This is a genomic window from Sulfuricella sp. T08 (assembly GCF_000971475.1).
In the GTDB taxonomy this organism is placed as follows: Bacteria; Pseudomonadota; Gammaproteobacteria; order Burkholderiales; family Sulfuricellaceae; genus Sulfuricella.
In genome coordinates this window covers 1-21,689 of the sequence record NZ_DF967532.1, presented here as the reverse complement: position 1 = coordinate 21,689, position 21,689 = coordinate 1, and the positions used below count along the sequence as shown (strand labels likewise).

Below are 21,689 nucleotides of genomic sequence, written 5' to 3'. Positions count from 1 at the left end.
GCTGCAAAACTGAGTTGTTTCATGGGCAATTTCAGTCGATTGATGATGTCCGCTATTTTACAGGTTCAGGAACTTGTTCAGGGCTTCCTTAGCTACTGAATGAAATGATGCGTCCGAATTGCAGTTTTAGTGCGCCCGCTCCCAGTTGGGGCCAATGCCCACATCCACCACCAGCGGCACGGCGAGCTGTGCCACACCGCACATCAGGCCGGGCAGTTCGCGCCGGACGGTTTCCATTTCGGCGTCGGGTACTTCCAGCACCAATTCGTCATGCACCTGCATGATGATCAGGCTCTGCATGCGGTTTTTCTCCAGCCAGCCCTGCACCGCGATCATGGCGAGCTTGATCAGGTCGGCGGCGGTGCCCTGCATCGGCGCGTTGATCGCGGCGCGTTCGGCGGCTTGGCGGCGCATGCCGTTGGCGCCGCTGATTTCCGGCAGCCATAGTCTGCGACCGAACACGGTTTCGACATAGCCCTGCGCCTTGGCTGCTTCTCGGGTGCGCTCCATGTACCGAGCCACGCCGGGATAGCGGGCGAAGTAGCGTTCCATATAGGACTGGGCGGCGGAGCGCTCGATGCCCAACTGCGAGGCCAGGCCGAATGCGGACATGCCGTAGATCAGCCCGAAATTGATTACCTTGGCGTAGCGGCGTTGCTCGCTGCTGACTTCGACCGGCGTGGTGCCGAAGACTTCCGCTGCGGTGGCGCGGTGGATGTCCTCGCCCGCGGCGAAGGCCTTGAGCAGGCTTTCGTCACTCGACAGGTGGGCCATGATCCGGAGTTCGATCTGCGAGTAGTCGGCGGCGATGATGTGGCTGCCCGGCGTTGCGATGAAGGCTTCACGGATGCGCCGTCCTTCCTGGGAACGCACCGGAATGTTCTGCAGATTGGGGTCGGAACTGGCCAGCCGGCCGGTGACCGCCACGGCCTGATTGTAGCGGGTGTGGACGCGACCGGTTTGCGGGTCGACCATGCGCGGCAGCTTGTCGGTGTAGGTGGATTTGAGCTTGGCGACGCCGCGGTATTCCAGCAGCACCTTGGGCAATGGGTAGTCCAGCGCCAGCTCCTGCAGCACGTCCTCGTCGGTGGAGGGGGCGCCGCTCGGGGTTTTCTTTTTCACCGGCAGCTTGAGCTGGTCGAACAGGATTTCCTGGATCTGCTTGGGGGAATTGAGGTTGAATGGCTGGCCCGCCAGCAGGTGCGCTTCCTTCTCCAGCCGCAACATGCTGGTGCCGAGTTCGTGGCTTTGCTGGGCGAGCAGTTGGGTATCCAGCAGCACCCCGTTGCGTTCCACGGTAAACAGTACGTCGAGCAGGGGTATTTCGATGTGGCGATAAACGAAGTCCAGCCTGGCGTTGGGTTCGATCTGGGGGTACAGGTTCTGGTGCAGTTGCAGGGTGATGTCGGCGTCCTCGGCGGCATAGCGGGTGGCAGTTTCGAGGTCGACCTGATCAAATCCGATCTGCTTGGCGCCCTTGCCAGCGACCTCGGCGTAGGTGATGGTCTTGGTGCCGAGGTGGCGCAGCGCCATGGAGTCCATGTCGTGGGGTTTGTGGCTTTCGAGCACGTAGGATTGCAGCAGAGTGTCGTGGACGATGCCGTCGAGAATGATGCCGTGGTTGGCGAACACGTGCTTGTCGTACTTGAGATTCTGCCCGAGCTTGGGCCGGGCCTTGCTTTCCAGCAGGGGTTTGAGCCGGTTCAGCACCATTTCCCGATCAAGCTGCTGCGGCACGCCGGCGTAGTGGTGGGCGAGCGGGATGTAGGCGGCAAGATGGGCCTCGGTGGCCAGCGAAATGCCGACAATCTGCGCTGCCAGCGGGTCGAGGCTGGTAGTTTCGGTATCCACGGAAATCAGTTCGGCGTCGGCGATTTTCTCCAGCCAGCGGTCGAGCGCCTCTTGCGTAAGCACGGTTTCGTAGCTGACGGGCGGCTGAAAATTCAGCTCGCCCGCCGATGGCTGTACGCTGCCGACCGAAGGCTGAGAGCTAACCTCTGATGACAACTCCCTCAGCCAGGTCTTGAACTCGCAGCGCTCGAACAGTTCGATCAGCTTGGGCGTGTCCTGCGGTTGCGGGCCGAGTTCGGTCAGTTCCACCGGCAGCACCACGTCGCACTTGATGGTGACCAGTTCCCTGCCCTTGGGCAGCCAGTCCAGGGTGTTGCGCAGGTTTTCGCCGACCACGCCGCCGATTTCGCCGGCATGGGCGATCAGGTTATCGAGCGAGCCATACTGGGCCAGCCATTTGACGGCCGTCTTCGGGCCGACCTTGTCCACTCCCGGTACCCCGTCCACCGCGTCGCCGACCAGGGAGAGGTAGTCGACGATGCGAGCGGCGGGTACGCCGAACTTGGCGGTGACGCCGGCCTCGTCGAGCCTTTCGTTGCTCATGGTGTTGACCAGGGTGACGTGCGGATTGACCAGCTGTGCCATGTCCTTGTCACCGGTCGAGATCACGGTGCGGATGCCCTGGCGCCAAGCCAGTTCAGACAGGGTGCCGATGACGTCGTCGGCCTCCACCCCGTCCACCATTAACAGCGGCCAGCCCATGGCGCGGATCGCTTCGTGCAGCGGCTCGATCTGGCGCGCCAGATCATCCGGCATCGGCGGGCGGTGGGCCTTGTATTCCGGGTAGAGGTCGTCGCGGAAGGTTTTCCCCTTGGCGTCGAACACACAGGCGCTATAATCGGCGTTATAATCCTTGTGCAGGCGGCGCAGCATGTTGAGCACGCCGTAGATCGCTCCGGTCGGCTCGTTGTGGCGGTTGCGCAGATCCGGCAGCGCGTGAAAAGCGCGGTACAGGTAAGATGATCCATCCACCAGCAGCAGCGTTTTAGTTTCCATTTGCGGTTAAACCTTTATGAACGGCTCAGAAAAAATCCCCAAAATGCAGGGCGCGGACATTGCCGGGCACGCTTATTCCGCCAGAGAGTCCTGGCGCGTGTTCGAGATTATGGCAGAATTCGTCGAGGCGACGGAGCGCCTGAGTTGCATTCGTCCCGCGGTGAGCGTTTTCGGCAGCGCCCGCACCCCCCTCGACCATCATTATTACAAGCTGACCGAGGAAATTTCCCGGCAGCTGTCCGATGCCGGCTTCAGCGTGATTTCCGGCGGCGGCCCGGGCATCATGGAAGCGGCCAACAAGGGCGCATTTTTCGGCAAATCTCCCAGTGTCGGCCTGAACATTCAGTTGCCACATGAACAGCACACCAACCCCTACCAGAACATCAGCCAGACTTTCACGCATTTCTTCGCGCGCAAGGTAATGTTCGTCAAGTTCGCCACGGCCTACGTCGTGATGCCCGGCGGCTTCGGCACCCTGGACGAGCTGATGGAGGCGCTGACCCTGGTGCAGACCGGCAAGACCCGCAAGATTCCGATCATCCTGGTGCATGAGCCTTACTGGCGCGGTCTGGTGGACTGGTTCAGGGATACTCTGGTCAATGAAGGAACGATAGATGCCGCCGACATGGACCTGATTCAGGTCATCGACGAGCCCAAGGACGTGGTGGACGCGATCTTCAAGTACTATGAAACCCGCGGTTTCGAGCCTTCACCCGCCGAGCGGGAAATGCTGCTCAGCCTGTAGGAAGCGGTTACAAGGTATAATGTCAGGCAATACACCAAGGAAATAAAATTATGCGCGCCCTCATCGCCACATTGCTGCTAGTCTTGGCCCTGCCGGTTTATGCCGAGGGAGCCAAACCCCTGCCGAAGGATCTGCAGCCGATTCCGGAGCCGCCTGCGGCGCCCGCCGGCATGGAGCTCGACCCGGCTTTCGAACCGCAGGTGACCATCATCAAGCGCGGCGAGGATAAGGTAGAGGAATACCGCATCGGCGGCAAGCTGTACATGCTGAAAGTCACGCCGCCTCATGGTGTGTCCTATTACCTGGTTGACCACAAGGGGGACGGGCAATTCTCCCGGCAGGACAATCTGGACTCCGGCGTGCGCGTGCCGCAGTGGGTGTTGATCCGGTTCTGAGGCTTACGCCGGGCCAGATCGTCGAAGAATGTCAGTATTTACTACCGTTTCCAGGGATGAACTTGTCGCCTGGCTGAAGAATTATTCCCTGGGCAGTCTGGTCGACCTGCAGGGTATTTCTGCGGGTATCGAAAATACCAATTATTTCGTCACCACCAGTCATGCGCGCTACGTGCTGACTCTGTTCGAGAAACTTACCCGCGAAGAGTTGCCATTTTTTCTCAACCTGCTCGATCATCTCGCTTCTCACGGCATCCCCTGCCCACGGCCGATCGCCAGCCTGGACAACAGTTTTCTCGGTGAGTTGAACGGCAAGCCGGCCTGCATCGTCAGCTGCCTTGAGGGCAAGTCACTGGAGCAGCCGAATGCGCGCCACTGCGGCCAAGTTGGCGAAATGCTCGCTGACATGCACCTCGCCGGTCGTTCCTATAAGGCCGAAATGCCGAACTCGCGCGGTCCGGCCTGGTGGAAGGCGACCGCGCCTCAGGTTCTGCCCAAGCTTTCTGCCGAGGATAGTGCGTTGCTCAGCCAGGAAATCGTTCACCAATCCGGCTTCCGCTTCGAGGATCTGCCGCGCGGCGTGATCCACGGCGACCTGTTCCGCGATAACGTGTTGTTCAAGGACGATAACCTGAGCGGCGCGATCGATTTTTACTACGCTTGCAGCGGCGCCTTTCTTTACGACCTGGCGATTACGGTGAACGACTGGTGCGTCGCTGAAGATGGATCGCTGGATAGGGATCTGACTGCGGCCATGCTGCAAGCCTATCATGGCACTCGCCCACTCTCTGAAATGGAGCAGCAGGCATGGCCGACCATGTTACGCGCGGGAGCCCTGCGTTTCTGGTTGTCGCGCCTTTACGATTTTCATTTCCCGCGTCCGGGTGAGCTTACGCATGCCAAGGACCCCGACCATTTCCGGCGTATCCTGCAGCGGCATGTCGAGATGCCGCTGGAATTGCAGCATTTACTCTGAGGATTAATAGATGGAAGTGCATAAAGTGAGTGCTGGACAGGGTTGGCAGTGGATCGCTGAAGGTTTTGGCCTGTTCAGGAAAAACCCGCCGATCTGGATTACGCTGTTTGTGGTTTATTTCCTGATCGTCATCGTGGTTTCCATCGTTCCGGTGGTGGGGCCGCTGGTGATGACGCTGCTGGCGCCGGCGTTTACCGCGGGCTTCATGCTGGCCTGTCGCGACGTGGAAGCGGGTGAAGAGCTCGAACTGGGCTATCTGATAGCAGGATTCAAGAACAATGCCGGCCAACTCATTACCGTGGGAGGCATGTATCTGGTGGGTTCGATTACTATCCTGGGGTTGATGATGATGGCTGGTGGCGGCTCCATTCTAGGTTCTGCGGCGCTGGGCCAGATGCAGGGCGCAGAGCCGAACGAGGCGATGGTGGGAGCGATGGGCGGGATGCTGGTTGCCCTGCTGGTTGCCCTTGCGCTATTGGTTCCGCTGCTGATGGCGTACTGGTTCGCCCCGGCGCTGGTGGTGTTGCGCAACGTGACGGCCATGGACGCGATGAAGCTGAGTTTTGTCGGTTGTCTGCGCAATATGTGGCCGTTTACGATCTTCAGCGTGATTGCCTTTATACTGATGATGATCGCCATGATCCCTTTCGGTCTCGGCATGCTGATTCTGGTACCGGTGCTGAATGCCTCGATCTATTTGGGGTACAAGGATATTTTTCCGGCTGGGCCGGAGCCGGAAGCCGAAGCGCCTGTATTGCCGGCGTAATCCCCCCGTCGGTTCACGTCTATGCCGCCGTCAGCTTGGCATACTCCAGAGCCAGCCACTTCACCCCGGCATTGCGGAATTTAACCTGCACTCGTGCATCCGCTCCGACTCCCTCGCAATTGACGATGACGCCCGAACCGAACTTGGCGTGGGCCACATTCTGGCCGATGTGCCACGGTGAGTCGACGGTGCTGCGTCCATAAGCACTGGATTTGACTGGTTCTGACTGTGTGTTCCAGCTGCCCGCGGTTCCTTGCGGGTGTTGGGCGTAGTAGGGCTTGGGCGCCGGGTTAATCCGTTTCAGCAGGTTTTCCGGGATCTCGTTCAGGAAGCGCGAAGCCAGCCCATAACGGAACTGGCCGTGCAGCATCCGGCTCTGCGCCAGGGTGAGGTAAAGACGGCGCCGGGCGCGAGTGATGGCGACGTACATCAAACGCCTTTCCTCTTCGACGCCGTCGGCTTCGTTGCGGGCGTTATCGTGGGGAAACAAGCCCTCTTCCAGTCCGCTCAGGAACACGGCGTGGAACTCCAGCCCCTTGGCGGCGTGCACGGTCATCAGCTGGAGCGCGTCGCTGCCCTCTCCGGCCTGATGCTCGCCCGCTTCCAGCGCGGCGTGGGTGAGGAAGGCGATAAGGCTGTCGTCCTCGATTTCATTGACGAAGCCGACGGCGGCGTTGACCAGTTCGTTGAGGTTGTCGACCCGGTCGGCGCCGTCCTTCTCGGCCTGGTAATGCGCCAGCAGGCCGCTTTGCGCCAGCATGTGCTCGATCTGTTCCGGCAATGGCAGCCCCTCGCAGGTATCCTGCATTGCCCTGATTAGCTCAAGAAAGGCGCCAATGCTCGATCCCGCCTTGCCACCGAGCTGCCCGCTTTTCGCCGCTTGCCACAGGCTAGATTGATTTTGCTTGGCGATTTCTTGCAGCTGCTCCAGGCTGCGCGCGCCGATGCCACGCGCCGGGAAGTTGATTACCCGCATCAGGGCGCCATCGTCGTCGGTGTTGCCGATCAGTCGCAAGTAGGCCAGCGCGTGCTTGACCTCCTGGCGTTCAAAGAAGCGCAGGCCGCCATGGACGCGATACGGGATGCCGGCATTGAACAGGGCGTGCTCCAGTACGCGGGATTGGGCGTTGGAGCGGTACAGCAAGGCGATGTTGGCAAAGTCTATGCCGTCGCGTTTTAGCGCCTTGGACTCGTCGACGATGAACTGGGCTTCTTCCTGATCGTTGGCGGCTTCGTACAGGCGGATCGGTTCGCCGGTGCTCTCGGCGGTCCACAGGTTCTTGCCGAGGCGGCCGCGGTTGTGGGCGATCAGGGCATTGGCGGCATCCAGGATGTTGCCGTGGGAGCGGTAGTTCTGCTCCAGCTTGATGACTTTTTCGACGCCGAAATCTCGCTCGAAATCCTGCATGTTGCCCACCCGCGCGCCGCGGAAGGCATAGATCGACTGGTCGTCGTCGCCGACCGCGAACACTGCGGCATCCGGCCCCGCCAGTTGTTTGAGCCATAGGTACTGGAGGCGGTTGGTGTCCTGGAATTCGTCCACCAGGATGTGGCGAAAGCGGCTCTGGTAATGGGCGCGCAGGGCGGCATCGCGGGAAAGCAGTTCGTAGCTCCGCAGCAGCAGCTCGGCGAAATCCACCACGCCCTCGCGCTGGCACTGCTCGTCATAGGCGGCGAACAGTTCCTGCTGCTTGCGCGTGTAGGGGTCGTAGGCCTCAATGTCCTTGGCGCGCAGCCCCTGATCCTTGGTGTTGTTGATGAAATGCTGCAACTGCTTGGGCGGGTATTTCTCGTCATCGACGTTCAGCGCCTTGAGCAGGCGTTTGATCGCGCCGAGTTGGTCGGCGGAATCGAGAATCTGGAACAGCGCCGGCAGGCCGGCCTCGCGGTGATGGGCGCGCAGCAAACGGTTGCACAGGCCGTGGAAAGTGCCAATCCACATGCCGCGGGTGTTGATCGGTAGCATTGCGCCCAGCCGCGTCAGCATTTCCTTGGCTGCCTTGTTGGTGAAGGTCACGGCCAGTATTCCCGCTGGGCTGGCCTGGCCGGTCTGGATCAGGTGGGCGATGCGCGTGGTCAGCACCCGCGTCTTGCCGCTGCCGGCGCCGGCCAGGATCAGGGCGGACTGGTGCGGCAGGGTGGCGGCTTCGAACTGCTCGGGGTTGAGGCCGGCAAGAAAAGGCTGGGTCATGGCGTGGTAAGATTCGTGGCGGTGAATACCAGATTATATAAGACAAAGTAACGGAGAAAAATTCCATGGTGAAACTGATGTATTTTGCCCAACTGGCCGAAACGCTGGATATGACCTCGGAACAGGTGACGTTGCCGACTGCAGTCGGCAACGTGAGTCAGCTGGTAGACTGGCTGGGCCGCCGCGAGGACGCATGCTGGAAAGCGCTGGCCGGGGATAAGGTGGCGGTGATGGTGAACCGGCAGCCGTCTACCCCGGAAGCGGTGATCAAGGATGGCGACGAGATTGCTTTCATTCCCGAGCGGCTGAAATAGGATTGCGGGTAGCTTAAGGCAGACAGGCCGGCATAAACATAATATGATTTGAGAGGTTAGGTTTATCTTCGATCTGGAAATTTAGAGGGGTAGCCAGGCAATGGAACTAGAAAAGATCGTTTCGGCGCATCCCGCCTTGGCGGGACATGAGTCCAGGATGGTTTCGGCGAAGGAGGCTGTCGCCAAGGTTAAGGCCGGAAATAATGTCTATCTCGGCACGGCCTGCGCAACCCCCCGCCTGCTGTGCGAGGCGCTGGAAAACCTTGCCGACCCTCCTCCCAATGTAACGCTTTACCATTTCCTGACCGATGGCGCGGTGCCGCACAAGGGGGGCAAACCCTCGACGCGGTACAGGCACAAATGCTTCTTTGTCGGCAGCGACCTGCGCATTGCTGTCGCAAAGGGGCTGGCCGAATACATCCCCGTCTCCCTGTCGCAGGTGCCCGGGCTCGTCGAAAACGGGCGTATCCCGATCGACGTGGCGTTTGTCCAGGTTTCCCCGCCGGACGAGTTCGGCTATTCAAGTCTGGGTGTTTCGGTCGACGTGACCGCCTCGATGGTCCAGAACGCCCGGCGCGTTATTGCCGAAATCAACCCCAACATGCCCCGCACCACCGGGGACAGCCTCGTCCATGTCAGCCGCTTCGAGTGTATGGTCTGGTATGACACGCCGGTTATCGAAGTGCCTGCGGAGCCCACCGACGAAGTGACCGAGCAGATAGCACGGCGTATCGCGAGCATCATCGAAGACCGTTCCACCTTGCAGATCGGGCTGGGCAACCTGCCGCAGGCGACGCTTCGGTATCTCGGTGACCGGCGCGATCTCGGCATTCATACGGATGTCATTACGGATGCTCTGGTTGAACTGCTGGAGAAAGGGGCGGTGACCGGCCGCAGCAAAAGCCGGTTCCGGAGCATGATAGTTGGCAGCTACTGCCTCGGCACGCGGCGGCTTTACGACCTGATCGACGGCAACCCCCTGTTCTCATTCCAGGCTATCGAGCGCGTCAGTGCCATTGACACCATCGCCAGTCAGCACAAGATGGTTTCGGTGAACCAGGTCTGCTCGGTTGACTTGACCGGGCAGGTCTGCACTGACCAGTTTGCCGGCCGGTTTTGCGGCGGGGTGTCGACCCAGGTGGAATTCATCCGGGGTGCGGCCTTGTCGCCCGGCGGCAAGCCCATCGTCTGCCTGACCTCTACGGCGGAGGACGGCAAGGTGTCACGCATCCGTCCGTTGCTGCTGGGGGGAGAAGGCGTGACCATTGCGCGTTCCGACGTCCACTACGTGGTGACCGAGTATGGTGTTGCCTACCTGTTTGGCAAGTCCATACGCGAAAGGGCGCTCGCGCTGATCCGGATCGCACATCCGGATTTCCGCTCCAAGCTGCTGAAAGAGGCCAGGAAGCTCGGTTATGTCGAGAAGGGGCTGTCGCTCAAGAGGGCCGTCGAGGTTTCGGACCGGGAAGAGAGGCGCCTGCTCCTGAGGAACCAGAAGACGGTGCTGATACGCCCGACCCGGGCCAGCGACACGCCGGCTTTGCAGGGTTTTTTCCGGAACATGAGCAAGGAAGATCGTTACACACGCTTTTTCCGGCGCCTGAGCCATCTTTCCGATGCCGAGGCACAGCGCCTGTGCAATGTCGACCAGGACAGCGAGGTGGCTTTCCTGGTGCTGTACGGCGCCAAGGGAAAGGAAGCCATCATCGGCAGCGCGTTTTACTTTGTGAACCCGTCCGCCAACATGGCGGAGGTCGCCTATATGGTGTCACCGGAATGGCAAGGAGTGGGAATAGGCACTGCCATGCAGCTCAGACTCATGGAACATGCGAAGAACCGCGGTTTGCGGGGCTTCACTGCCGAAATCCAGGCATATAACGCCAACATGATCAACCTGGCGAAGCGGGCCTGCGACGATATCAGCATCGAGCGTCACGGCGATACGCACGAAGTCACCATGCTGTTCGAATAGGGGCGGGTTTCGGGCGCAAAAAAGCCGGGTACGGGCCTCTGCCCTTACCCGGCTTCGTTGTTTCAGGCGCGGGAGTTACTTCTTGTTCTTCCTCTTGGCTTCCATCATGTCGTGGATCATCGGGGCGAGGATGACTTCCATCGCGAAGCCCATCTTGCCACCAGGAACCACCAGGGTGTTGCGACGCGACATGAACGAGTTGGGGATCATGCTTTGCAGATAGGGGAAGTCGATTCCCTTGGGATCCTTGAAGCGGATCACCACGAAGCTTTCGTCCGGCGTCGGGATGTCGCGGGCGATGAAGGGGTTGGAAGTGTCCACGGTCGGCACGCGCTGGAAGTTGACGCAGGTGTTTGAGAATTGCGGGGTAATGTAGTTGATGTAATCGGGCATGCGGCGCAGGATGGTTTCCACCGTGGCCTCGGCCGAGTAGCCACGCTCCTTGGCGTCGCGGTGGATTTTCTGGATCCATTCCAGGTTGACGATAGGCACCACGCCGACGCCCAGATCCACATATTTTGACGCGTCAATCTTGCCGTTTGCCACCAGGCCGTGCAAGCCTTCGTAGAACAGGATGTCGGTGCCGCCGGGGATATCTTCCCATGGCGTAAATTCACCTGCACCCAGCTTGGTTTTCAGCTTCAGGCGGGCATTGTGCGTTTCGGCTTCATCGGCGTTGTGCAGGTAGTAGCGTTTCTTGCCGATGCCGGTTTCGCCGTAGCTCTTGAATAAAGCTTCGATCTTGTCGAAGTGGTTAGCTTCCGGCCCGAAATGGCTGAAATGATTGTTGCCCTGAGCCTCGGCTTTTTTTCCGGCTTCCTTGAATTGAGCACGATTCAGCGAATGGAAGCTGTCGCCCTCCACCACCGCCGCCTGGATTTTTTCCCGGATGAAAATGTGCTCGAACGCAACCTTGACGGTGGTTGTGCCGGCGCCGGACGAACCGGTAACCGCAATAACAGGGTGCTTCTTGGACATCTGGTTTTCCTCCCGCTGCTTAAGTCATTAATAATGTATGGAGTGAGTATAATCTTGCGCTGCCGCATTTGTCACTATGCGCAGCATTCGATTCTTGAATGGAAGGATAAAGTTATTTTGTTTTTCATCGCAGTATCCCGTAGAAAGGCGTAAACCGAGCTGGCCGTTCGCGGGTATAATTGCGTATCGTTAAAGAGGAATACCACCCGGTCATGCAAGCGCAATACTTACCCACCGAGATCGAGCGTCAGGCCCAGGCTTTCTGGGATCAAAGCAAAGCCTTCAAGGCTGTCGAAATCCCCGGCAAGCCCAAATACTACTGCCTGTCGATGTTCCCCTACCCCTCCGGCAAGCTGCATATGGGGCATGTACGCAACTACACCATCGGCGACGTGCTGGCGCGCTTCCACCGTTTCCAAGGCTACAATGTGCTGCAGCCGATGGGCTGGGACGCCTTCGGCCTGCCTGCTGAAAACGCGGCGATCCAGAACAACGTGGCACCGGCTGCGTGGACCTACTCCAACATCGACTACATGCGCGGGCAACTCAAGAGCCTCGGCCTGGCCATCGACTGGTCGCGTGAACTGGCCACCTGCAAGCCGGACTATTACAAGTGGGAACAGTGGCTGTTCACCCGGTTGTTCGAGAAGGGCCTGATTTACAAGAAGCTCGCCACAGTAAACTGGGACCCGGTGGACATGACCGTGCTCGCCAACGAACAGGTGATCGACGGCCGCGGCTGGCGCTCTGGTGCGCTGGTGGAAAAGCGCGACATCCCGATGTATTTCATGAAGATCACCGCCTACGCTGAGGAACTGCTCGCCGATCTGGACAAGCTGACCGGCTGGCCGGAGCAGGTCAGAACCATGCAGAAGAACTGGATCGGCAAGAGTTATGGTGCCGAAGTTCATTTCCCCTATGCCAATGGTCAGGGCGTATTGAAGGTCTTTACTACTCGTCCCGACACCCTGATGGGTGCGACCTATGTGGCGGTGGCTGCCGAGCACCCGCTTGCCACCGAAGCTGCTCAGGGCAATCCCGAGCTCGCCGCTTTCATCGAGGAATGCAAGCATGGCAGCGTGGCGGAAGCCGACATGGCGACGATGGAAAAGAAGGGCATGCCCACCGGTCGTTTCGTGGTGCACCCGCTTAACGGCGAGCAGCTGCCGGTGTGGGTGGCCAACTATGTGCTGATGGGTTATGGCGAAGGGGCGGTGATGGCTGTTCCCGCCCATGACGAGCGCGACTTCGCTTTCGCGACCAAATACCAGCTGTCGGTCAAGGCCGTGATTCGCACCCTGGCTGGCGAGGCCACCCCTGCACCGTGGCAGGATGCCTACGCCGAGCACGGCGTGTGCATCAACTCCGGTAAGTACGACGGACTGGATTTCAGCCAAGCTTCCGACGCCATTGCCGCCGACCTCAAAGCCAGGAGCCTGGGTGCCAAGCGCACGCAGTTCCGCCTGCGTGACTGGGGCATCTCGCGCCAGCGCTACTGGGGCTGCCCCATTCCGATCGTACACTGCGCAACTTGCGGCGACGTCACCGTGCCGGAGAAAGACCTGCCGGTGGTGCTGCCGGAGGACGTGAAGATCGACATCGGCTCGCCGATCAAGAAAATGCCGTCATTTTACGAAACGACCTGTCCGAAATGCGGCGGCAAGGCCGAGCGCGAAACCGACACCATGGACACTTTTGTCGAATCGTCCTGGTATTACGCTCGCTATACCTGTCCGGACAACGACCAGGCCATGCTCGACGAGCGCGCTAACTACTGGCTGCCGGTTGACCAGTACATTGGTGGTATCGAACATGCTATTTTGCATCTGCTCTATGCGCGCTTCTTCAACAAGCTGATGCGCGACGTCGGGCTGGTGAGCGGCGGCGAGCCTTTCACTAATTTGCTGACCCAGGGCATGGTGCTCAAGGATGGCACCAAGATGTCCAAGTCCAAGGGCAATACCGTCGATCCGCAGGCGCTGATCGACCAGTACGGTGCGGATACCGCGCGCCTGTTCATGATGTTTGCCGCACCGCCGGAGCAGAGCCTGGAGTGGTCTGATGCCGGGGTGGAAGGCGCGTTCCGTTTCCTGAAAAGACTCTGGAAAGCCGTGCACGATCACGTCGAGAAGGGCGTGGTCGAGGGCTATAAGAGCGGCAATCTTTCCGCGGAACTCAAGGCGCTACGCTTTCTGCTCCACTCGACGATCCAGAAAGTGAGCGACGACTACGGTCGGCGTCAGCAGTTCAATACTGCCATTGCCGCCGTGATGGAGCTGATGAACGCGCTAGTCAAATCCGGCGACGACAGTCCCGCCGGGCGTGCCGTGATGCAGGAGGCGCTGGAGGCGGCGGTGCAACTGCTCGCGCCGATCGTGCCGCATGTTAGCCAGGCATTGTGGGCCGAACTCAAGGATGGAGCCAATCTGCTCGATGCCCCCTGGCCGCAAGTGGACGCTACGGCGCTGGTACAGGATGAAATCGAACTGGTGCTGCAGGTCAACGGCAAGCTCAGGGGCAGCATCACCGTTGCCAAGGATGCATCGAAAGAAGCGATAGAGCAGATGGCCCTGGCCAACCCCAACGTGCAGAAGTTCATGGAAGGCAAGCCGGCGAAGAAGATAGTCGTGGTGCCGGGCAGGCTGGTCAACGTGGTTATTTAGACAAGGGAAACCGATGCGGAATGTGCTGACCGGATTCATCCTGACCCTGCTGCTCGCGGCTTGCGGTTTTCAGTTGCGCGGTGTGGCGAGCCTGCCGTTCGAGTCCCTGTATGTGGATGGCGGCGGCAATCCGGCGTTGGCGACGGAGGTCAGCCGGGCGATTCGTTCCGGGACGCAGACTAGGCTAACCGAAAAACCTGACGACGCGCAGGCGGTGCTACAGGTGCAGGGGACCGAACGGGAAAAGCGTATTCTGGCGCTGAGTGGCGCTGGTCGGGTCAGGGAATATGAATTGATTTACCGTGTCAGCTTTCGCTTGCTGGACAAGGAGGGCCGTGATTTGATGACCACCCAGCCAATCGAAATGAGGCGCGCCATGCTCTATGACGATGCCCTGGTACTGGCAAAGGAGCAGGAAGAGGCGTTGCTCTACCGCGACATGCAGAGCGATGCACTCGGCCAGCTGATGCGGCGCCTGGCAGCGGCGAAGCTTCAACCGGCAGATGCCCTGCAAGGGGACTCCGGCTTTCTCCGCCCTGGAGGCCGTGAAAGGCCGTATGGCGCGACTCAACGCTGATCAGCTTGCCGCGCATTTGCAGCGCGGCCTCGCGCCGTTGTACCTGATTTACGGCGACGAGCCGTTGCTGGCGCTGGAAGCCGCCGACGCGATCCGCGCTAAAGCCCGACAGGAGGACTATGCCGAGCGCGAGGTGTTTACGGTCGAGTCCGGCTTCAGCTGGCAAAATCTGCTGGCGAGCGGCAACAGCCTGTCGCTGTTCGCGACCAGGCGTATCATTGAAATTCGCATTCCTACCGGCAAGCCGGGCACGGAGGGCAGTCAGGCGCTGCAGGACTATTGCGCACGGTTGCCGGACGACACCATCACCGTGGTGACCTGCCCCAAGCTCGACAAGCAGGCGCAAGCAACGAAATGGTTCAAGGCGCTGGAGCAGGCCGGCACGGCGATACCTGTTTATCCGGTGGAGCGGACGCGACTGCCGCAATGGATAGCGGTGCGGCTGGCGGCGCAGAAACAGCGAGCTGATGCGACGACCTTGCAGTTTCTGGCGGATCGCGTCGAAGGCAATCTTCTGGCGGCGCACCAGGAAATCCAGAAGCTCGGGTTGTTGTTCCCCGAAGGCCCGCTGCTGTTTGACCAGGTTCGCGAAGCGGTGCTGGATGTCTCGCGCTATGATGTATTTAATCTCTCCGATGCTATGCTGGCAGGAGATGCCGTGCGCTTGGTGCGGATTATGGAAGGGTTGAAGGGCGAGGGCGTGGCGCCGACGCTGGCGTTGTGGGCACTAACCCAGGAAATCCGTACGTTGGCAAAATTGAAGCTCGGCCAGCGCAAGGGTGCCGCCCTGCCGCAGCTGTTCCGCGAGGCGCGGGTATGGGAGTCGCGCCAGGGACTGGTGCAGCGCGCACTGGGCCGGTTGAATGAAATCCGGTTGGTTGCCGGATTGAAGCAGGCCGCGGCGCTGGATCGGATGATCAAGGGTCTGGCACGCGGCGACGTGTGGGACGAACTGCTGCAATTGGGGCTGGGAATAGCCCGAACTTGAAACGGAAAAGAGTGTGAACATGGACATCAAAGCATACATGCAAACAGTCGGTCAGCAGGCGCGCGCTGCTTCCCGCCTTATGGCGAAGGCCGACACCAATGCCAAGAACAAGGCGCTGACGGCAATGGCGGGCGCGATTCAGCGCGATGCAGCCAAGCTGATAGCGGCGAATTCCAAAGATCTGGCCGAGGCCAGGGAAGCCGGTCTGGAAGAAGCCCTGCTCGACCGCCTGACCCTGACGGAAAAAGGCGTTGCCGGCATGGCGGAGGGGCTGTTGCAGATTGCGGCCCTGCCCGATCCGGTGGGCGAGATAACTGGCCTCAACTATCGGCCTTCCGGCATCCAGGTCGGCAAGATGCGAGTGCCGCTGGGTGTGATCGGCATCATCTACGAAGCCCGCCCCAATGTCACGGCGGATGCCGCCGGACTGTGCCTGAAGGCGGGCAACGCGGCGATCCTGCGTGGCGGTTCGGAAGCGATCCACTCCAACCAGGCGATCGCCGCCTGCGTGCGCGAAGGGCTGGCAGCGGCCGGCCTGCCGGCGACGGCGGTGCAGGTGATAGAAACCACGGACCGCGCCGCCGTTGGCGAGCTGATCACCATGAAGGAATTCGTCGACGTGATCGTGCCGCGCGGCGGCAAAGGGTTGATCGAGCGCCTGATCGCCGAGGCGCGCATCCCGGTGATCAAGCACCTGCACGGCGTGTGCCATGTCTACATCGACGACAAGGCGGACCTGGACAAGGCGATCCGGATCGCGGACAACGCCAAGACCAGTCGCTACGGCACCTGCAACACCATGGAAACCCTGCTGGTGGCGGAGGGCATAGCGGCGACGGTGCTGCCGCCGCTGTGCAAGATCTATCTGGACAAGGGCGTGGAGCTGCGCGGCTGCCCCGCTTCGCGTGCGATCATCCCGCAGATGAAGGAAGCCACCGAGGAAGACTGGCACACCGAATACCTTGCGCCTATCCTTTCGGTGCGGGTGGTGAAGGATCTCGATGCGGCGATCGGGCACATCAACACCTACAGCTCACAGCACACCGAGTCCATAGTCACCGAGGACTACAGCCGGGCGCGCCGTTTCCTGCGCGAGGTGGATTCCAGCTCGGTGATGGTGAACGCCTCGACCCGCTTTGCCGACGGTTTCGAATATGGGCTGGGAGCGGAAATCGGTATTTCCACAGACAAGATACACGCACGCGGCCCGGTAGGGCTGGAAGGGTTGACCAGCCAGAAATTTATCGTGCTGGGTGATGGGCAGGTTCGTGTATAAAAGAATTTTTACTGAGGAGGGCGGTATGACGATCAACATTCCAGAAACTCCAGCTGGATATGACCAAACCCGGATCATCGAACGACCGGATGGTTTTTACTGGCAGGACAAGGAAACCGACAAGGTATTTGGGCCATTCCAGACGCTACTGGATGCGGTGCAGGACATGGAATACAGCGCCGACTCCGATTACGAACCCGGCGAATCGCTGGCGGAAGTGGAGGCGGAAATCGGCATTGCGGACTGGAATGATCCCGACACCGGCCTGCCTGCCGAGGAAACTCATCACCTTGAAGATCACTGATAAGAGGGTGACGAGTGATGAGGAATGGGTAAGCGGTGAGCGGTAGGAGGGTTATGCTTCTCACCTATCACTCATTACCCATTACCAGATGATTTCCCCTATCGGCATGCTCGGCGGCACGTTCGATCCCCTGCATTTCGGCCATCTACGGCTGGCGCAGGAACTGGTGGAAGGATTGGCTCTAAGCGAGGCGCGCTTCGTTCCGGCGGGGCTGCCGCCACATCGTGGCCAGCCCTTCGCCTTGCCGCAACAGCGGCTGGAAATGGTACGCTTGGGCATAGACGGAAACCCGTTGTTCTTGCTCGATGAGCGGGAGATCATCAAGCCGACGCCCAGCTACACAGTGGAAACCCTGCTGGACTTGCGACGTGAGCTGGGCGCGATGCAACCGCTATGCCTGTTCATGGGCATGGACGCATTTTTCGGCCTGGCAACCTGGCATCGCTGGCACGAGTTGTTCGACCTGGCCCATATCGTGGTGGCACAGCGTCCGGGTGTGGACGGCATAACCCGGGCCGCCGCAACCTTGCCTGCCGAGTTGCTGAATGAACTCAACCGGCGCCTGACCCATGAGCCGGAAGCCTTGCGTGATGAGCCCTCCGGCGCCATCCTCGTCCATCCGGTCACGGCACTGGATATTTCCGCCACACAAATTCGCAGCGGTCTCGCAGCCGGACGCAGTCCACGTTATTTGCTCCCCGACGCGGTTCTCGATTATATTCAGACAAATGGACTCTATAAGGACATCAATGGAACTTGAAGCCATGAAACAAGCGGTAATTTCCGCGCTGGAAGACATCAAAGCGCGTGATATCGTGGTGATGGACGTGCGCAAGCTCACCAGCATGACCGATTACATGATCGTAGCCAGCGCCGATTCTAACCGCCAGACCCGGGCCTTGGCCGATAACGTTCAGAAAAAGCTCAAGGAAGCCGGTGCGCATGTGCAGGGCGTGGAGGGTGAGGGAACCGGCGAGTGGGTGCTGGTGGACCTGGGGTCGGTGATTGTTCACATCATGCAGCCTACGATACGGGAATATTACAATCTCGAGCAATTATGGGGAGGGCCGCCTATGAGCAAGAAACCAAAATTGGCGGAATCCACGGCTCATCCGTGAAACTGTTGATCCTGGCGGTTGGCCACAAGATGCCCGCCTGGGTAAATGAAGGTTTCGGGGAATACACCAAGCGCATGCCGCGCGAGGCCCGCATCGAACTGGTCGAGATAAAACCGGAAAAGCGGGCCGGCGGCAAAACCCGGGACCAGGTTCACGAGGCGGAACGGAGCCGCATCGAGGCCGCCCTGCCGGCCGATTGCGAGCGAGTCGTGCTGGATGAGCATGGCAAGGACTGGAGCACTCTGGAACTTGCCGATGAATTGAAAAACTGGATGCGTGGCGGGCACGACGTGGCTTTCGTCATTGGAGGCGCGGATGGCCTGCATCCGGAGGTGAAGCGCCAAGCCAACCGGCTTTGGTCCCTGTCCCGTCTGACGCTGCCCCATGGCCTGGTTCGGGTAGTTCTGGCGGAACAGCTGTATCGCGCCGTGACTGTAATCCATAGCCACCCCTATCATCGGGAGTAATGATTTGATTTCAGGCAAAAAAATATATCTGGCATCGCGCTCGCCGCGCCGGCGAGAGTTGCTCGCGCAAATCGGCGTCGGTTTCGACCTGTTGCTGCTTCGGGACGACTCTGCGAGGGGCATGGATGTGGACGAGACCCCCCATCCCGGCGAGAACCCGCATGATTACGTGCTGCGTGTCAGTCACGCCAAGGCCGAGGTCGGCTGGCAGCGCGTGCAGCAGCGCAGGCTGCCGCTTTTCCCCGTGCTGGCGGCAGATACTGCGGTGGTGTTGAACGACAGGATCATGGGCAAACCCGCGAACCGGGAAGAAGCCATGGAGATGTTGCTGGCGTTGTCGGGAAAAAGACATGAAGTACTCACTGCCGTGTCGGTGGCGAATGCGGGGAGAATCGAGCAAAAGCTGTCAGCCACTATCGTACAATTCGGCAAGCTGACCGATCATGCCGTTCGTCGTTATGCCATGACCGGCGAATCGCTCGACAAGGCTGGTGCTTACGCGATCCAGGGGTATGCGGCGGCGTTCATCGAGAAAATAGAGGGCAGTTACTCCGGCGTGATGGGGTTGCCGCTTTACGAAACGGCGGAGCTGCTGGCCAGCTTCAGTGTTGATATTTTATAGAAGTTAGCTGTCAGTCGTCAGTTATCAGTTGTATTGCGCGGCGTTGTCGCGCTGTTTTTTTACCGACCGAAAACCGTGAACTGAGGGCTGAAAACTGATTACTGAAAACTAACCATGAGTGAAGAAATTCTGATCAACGTCACCCCGCAGGAAACCCGGGTGGCGGTCATGCAACAGGGTGTAGCTCAGGAAATCCATATCGAGCGCATCAGCAGTCGCGGCCTTGTCGGCAACATTTACGTCGGTCGGGTATGCCGGGTGCTGCCGGGGATGCAGTCGGCATTCGTCGAAATCGGCCTGGAACGCGCCGCCTTCCTGCATGTAGCGGACATCTGGCAGGAGCGCCAGGATGTGGAAACCCGGCTGATCGAGAAGATATTGCACGAGGGGCAGACCCTGCTGGTGCAGGTGATCAAGGATCCCATCAGCACCAAGGGTGCGCGCCTTTCCACCCAGATCAGCATCGCCGGACGCTTCCTGGTGTTTTTGCCGCAGGAGACTCACATCGGTATCTCCCAGCGCATCGAGGACGAAGCCGAGCGCGAACTGCTGCGCGACAAGTTGCAGCATTTATTGCAACCTGACGCGGGCGGTGGTTTCATCATTCGCACCATGGCGGAAGCGGCCTCCGGCAGCGAGCTTGAGGCCGACGTCGAGTACCTGCGCAAGCAGTGGCGCGACATCAACGACAAAGCCAAGAGCGCCAAGCCGACCACTATGCTCTACCATGACCTGAATCTCTCGCTGCGGGTGATGCGCGATTTCGTCAACGAGGAAACCATCCGCATTCGGGTGGATTCGCGTGAGACCTTCCAGAAAATGCAGGGTTTCGCCCTCGAATACACCAGCAACGTCGTCGGCCTGCTCGAACATTATGCCGGCGAGCGGCCGCTGTTTGACCTGCATGGCGTGGAAAACGAGATCGAGAAGGCGCTGGCGCGGCGCGTCGACTTGAAGTCGGGCGGCTACCTGATCATCGACCAGACCGAGGCATTGACCACGGTGGACGTGAACACCGGCGGCTTCGTCGGCGGCCGCAATTTCGACGACACTATTTTCAAAACCAACCTCGAAGCGGCGCAGGCGATCGCCAGGCAGTTGCGGCTGAGGAACCTCGGCGGCATCATCATCGTGGATTTTATCGACATGGACAACGAGGAGCACAAGACCGCCGTCCTTGCCGAGTTCAAGAAGACGCTAGCGAAAGACCGTACGCGCATGACGGTGAATGGTTTCTCCGCGCTTGGCCTGGTGGAGATGACGCGCAAGCGCACCCGCGAGAGCCTGGCCCACATCCTGTGCGAGCCCTGCCCCATTTGTCAGGGGCGGGGGGTTCTGAAGACGGCGCAGACGGTGTGCTACGATATTCTGCGCGAGCTGGTGCGCGAGGCACGCCAGTTCAGTTCGCGCGAGTTCCGCATACTCGCTTCCCAGCAGGTGATCGACCTGTTTCTTGACGAAGAATCGCAAAGCCTGGCGCAGCTGGGAGATTTTATCGGCAAGCCGATTTATCTTCAGGTAGAAAATCAGTACAGTCAGGAGCAGTACGATATTGTGTTGATGTAGGGGGGAACCCCTGTCCGCCTTGCCTGATGAATATCTGATAGGAACTGACGATCCATCAACATGCGCTGCCAAAATTAAAGTTTGTTAATTCTGTTGAAGTTTCCTCGGTTTTTTATTGCAAAACTCCGTTCTGTCTGATAGTTTTGTAGTAACCAAAAAAGGTAAACCCATCGAAAGGTGGGGGCGCAAAGTTTCCGGTCTAAGGGGCGAAAGCTCTACGATAGCGGGATTGCTGGGTGAGCCAGACTGGCACCTTCTGTCAGCCAGTCGCCGTTTCTCATCGCCTGCATTCCTATTCCCCGGACCTGTTTTTCGGCACTGCCGTTGCGCTCCGCTAACCAGGAGAACCATTATGAGCACTAGCTCGCACAAAAATGTCGTGGATATGAGCAAGTTCGATAAGCTGCGTGCCGTCTCCGGTGCCTCCGGCGTGCCGCTGCTCAATGACTGCCGCGACATGGCCGCCGCGCAACTGGCGCAATTTGCTGCTGCCATGCTGGACAATGCTGTGAACGAGTTGTTCGAGCAGGCCGAAAAATCCCTCGGCGGCGAGATGCGCAATCTCTATATGGATGGCATGTCGCTCGCGCGTGACCAAAAAGAAGCCATTACAACCGGGTTAAAGCGACAATTTATCCAGGGTTTCAACAAGCGCATCAGGAAAGGAAAATACGCACAGCCCTCCAGCGCATCATCATTCAACCTCGCCGAGATGGAGCTTAGCCTGATCGACCTGGATGCACTGGAAGAATCCCTGGCCTTGGCCAATATTGCAAATAACATTCATGGTACCTGTGCTGAGGAACTGTTCGGTATCGAAAAACGTCTGGGTGTTAATTTGCGCCGAATATTGACCCGGGATTTGCACTGAAAATTGACCCACCCGATAAGCCACAGTATGGCTCAAGTTACAGATGGATTTCT

At 59.5% G+C, this 21,689-nt stretch carries 20 protein-coding genes and 1 riboswitch; of the genes, 17 read left to right on the top strand and 3 right to left on the bottom strand.

The features are described 5' to 3' along the window. Nucleotides 1-126 precede the first annotated feature (126 nt). On the bottom strand, nt 127-2,847 hold the full coding sequence (gene polA, locus SCT_RS07090) for a DNA polymerase I (RefSeq protein WP_059420950.1): 2,721 nt from the start codon (nt 2,845-2,847) through the stop codon (nt 127-129). 16 nt (nt 2,848-2,863) lie between these two features. Between polA and SCT_RS07085 the strand changes: the two genes are divergently transcribed. Genes SCT_RS07085 through SCT_RS07070 form a run of 4 tightly spaced genes read left to right on the top strand, consistent with a single transcriptional unit; the run spans nt 2,864 to nt 5,729 of the window. Then, complete coding sequence (locus tag SCT_RS07085; protein WP_059420947.1) at nt 2,864-3,592, top strand: TIGR00730 family Rossman fold protein; 729 nt, start codon at nt 2,864-2,866, stop codon at nt 3,590-3,592. Between the two features lie 50 nt (nt 3,593-3,642). Next, nucleotides 3,643-3,987: a DUF2782 domain-containing protein gene (locus SCT_RS07080; RefSeq protein ID WP_059420945.1), complete on the top strand. Its 345-nt coding sequence runs from the start codon at nt 3,643-3,645 to the stop codon at nt 3,985-3,987. Between the two features lie 28 nt (nt 3,988-4,015). Continuing rightward, nucleotides 4,016-4,963 carry a homoserine kinase gene (locus SCT_RS07075; RefSeq protein WP_059420944.1) on the top strand — a complete coding sequence of 316 codons (948 nt, stop codon included), beginning with the start codon at nt 4,016-4,018 and terminating at the stop codon, nt 4,961-4,963. A 10-nt stretch (nt 4,964-4,973) separates the two neighbouring features. Next, nucleotides 4,974-5,729, top strand: a complete 756-nt coding sequence (locus SCT_RS07070; RefSeq protein ID WP_059420942.1) for a BPSS1780 family membrane protein — start codon at nt 4,974-4,976, stop codon at nt 5,727-5,729. 19 nt (nt 5,730-5,748) lie between these two features. Here the strand turns inward: SCT_RS07070 and SCT_RS07065 are convergent, their stop codons facing one another. Next, nucleotides 5,749-7,920, bottom strand: coding sequence for a UvrD-helicase domain-containing protein (locus SCT_RS07065; RefSeq protein WP_059420940.1), 2,172 nt, complete (start codon nt 7,918-7,920; stop codon nt 5,749-5,751). Nucleotides 7,921-7,985: 65 nt separating this feature from the next. Between SCT_RS07065 and SCT_RS07060 the strand changes: the two genes are divergently transcribed. Continuing rightward, nucleotides 7,986-8,234: a MoaD/ThiS family protein gene (locus tag SCT_RS07060; protein ID WP_059420935.1), complete on the top strand. Its 249-nt coding sequence runs from the start codon at nt 7,986-7,988 to the stop codon at nt 8,232-8,234. 100 nt (nt 8,235-8,334) lie between these two features. Then, entirely contained in the window at nt 8,335-10,206 is a 1,872-nt protein-coding gene (locus SCT_RS07055) for a GNAT family N-acetyltransferase (RefSeq protein ID WP_059420933.1), read from the top strand. A gap of 75 nt (nt 10,207-10,281) precedes the next feature. Here SCT_RS07055 and SCT_RS07050 read toward each other — a convergent pair whose 3' ends face one another. Further along, a complete protein-coding gene (locus SCT_RS07050) occupies nt 10,282-11,184 on the bottom strand; it encodes a phosphoribulokinase (protein ID WP_059420931.1) in 903 nt (300 codons plus the stop codon). A 212-nt stretch (nt 11,185-11,396) separates the two neighbouring features. Here SCT_RS07050 and leuS point away from each other — a divergent pair, with 212 nt between their 5' ends. The 11 genes from leuS to SCT_RS06995 all read left to right on the top strand — a co-directional run bounded on the left by leuS (nt 11,397) and on the right by SCT_RS06995 (nt 21,636). Continuing rightward, the gene (gene leuS / locus SCT_RS07045; protein WP_059420929.1) at nt 11,397-13,847 is read left to right on the top strand and encodes a leucine--tRNA ligase; all 2,451 of its coding nucleotides are present in this window, start codon (nt 11,397-11,399) and stop codon (nt 13,845-13,847) included. 13 nt (nt 13,848-13,860) lie between these two features. Next, nucleotides 13,861-14,424, top strand: a complete 564-nt coding sequence (gene lptE / locus SCT_RS07040; protein WP_082098229.1) for an LPS assembly lipoprotein LptE — start codon at nt 13,861-13,863, stop codon at nt 14,422-14,424. Beyond that, nucleotides 14,393-15,412, top strand: coding sequence for a DNA polymerase III subunit delta (gene holA, locus SCT_RS07035; RefSeq protein ID WP_371257732.1), 1,020 nt, complete (start codon nt 14,393-14,395; stop codon nt 15,410-15,412). The genes lptE and holA overlap by 32 nt, the downstream gene beginning before the upstream one ends. 19 nt (nt 15,413-15,431) lie before the next feature. Next, nucleotides 15,432-16,688 (top strand): glutamate-5-semialdehyde dehydrogenase, encoded by a 1,257-nt coding sequence (locus tag SCT_RS07030; RefSeq protein WP_059420922.1) that lies wholly within the window; start codon nt 15,432-15,434, stop codon nt 16,686-16,688. Between the two features lie 25 nt (nt 16,689-16,713). Then, on the top strand, nt 16,714-16,992 hold the full coding sequence (locus SCT_RS07025; RefSeq protein WP_059420917.1) for a hypothetical protein: 279 nt from the start codon (nt 16,714-16,716) through the stop codon (nt 16,990-16,992). Nucleotides 16,993-17,080: 88 nt separating this feature from the next. Beyond that, nucleotides 17,081-17,752, top strand: a complete 672-nt coding sequence (nadD, locus tag SCT_RS07020) for a nicotinate-nucleotide adenylyltransferase (RefSeq protein ID WP_059420915.1) — start codon at nt 17,081-17,083, stop codon at nt 17,750-17,752. A 4-nt stretch (nt 17,753-17,756) separates the two neighbouring features. Further along, nucleotides 17,757-18,110 (top strand): ribosome silencing factor, encoded by a 354-nt coding sequence (rsfS, locus tag SCT_RS07015; protein WP_237759621.1) that lies wholly within the window; start codon nt 17,757-17,759, stop codon nt 18,108-18,110. Then, a complete protein-coding gene (gene rlmH / locus SCT_RS07010; RefSeq protein ID WP_059420909.1) occupies nt 18,107-18,577 on the top strand; it encodes a 23S rRNA (pseudouridine(1915)-N(3))-methyltransferase RlmH in 471 nt (156 codons plus the stop codon). Before rsfS ends, rlmH begins: the two co-directional genes overlap by 4 nt. Before the next feature lie 4 nt (nt 18,578-18,581). Next, nucleotides 18,582-19,199, top strand: a complete 618-nt coding sequence (locus SCT_RS07005; protein ID WP_059420905.1) for a nucleoside triphosphate pyrophosphatase — start codon at nt 18,582-18,584, stop codon at nt 19,197-19,199. 114 nt (nt 19,200-19,313) lie between these two features. After that, entirely contained in the window at nt 19,314-20,765 is a 1,452-nt protein-coding gene (gene rng, locus SCT_RS07000; RefSeq protein WP_059420902.1) for a ribonuclease G, read from the top strand. A 150-nt stretch (nt 20,766-20,915) separates the two neighbouring features. Continuing rightward, nucleotides 20,916-21,002: riboswitch (cyclic di-GMP riboswitch) on the top strand. A gap of 115 nt (nt 21,003-21,117) precedes the next feature. After that, nucleotides 21,118-21,636 carry a DUF1631 family protein gene (locus tag SCT_RS06995; RefSeq protein ID WP_059420899.1) on the top strand — a complete coding sequence of 173 codons (519 nt, stop codon included), beginning with the start codon at nt 21,118-21,120 and terminating at the stop codon, nt 21,634-21,636. Nucleotides 21,637-21,689 lie beyond the last annotated feature (53 nt).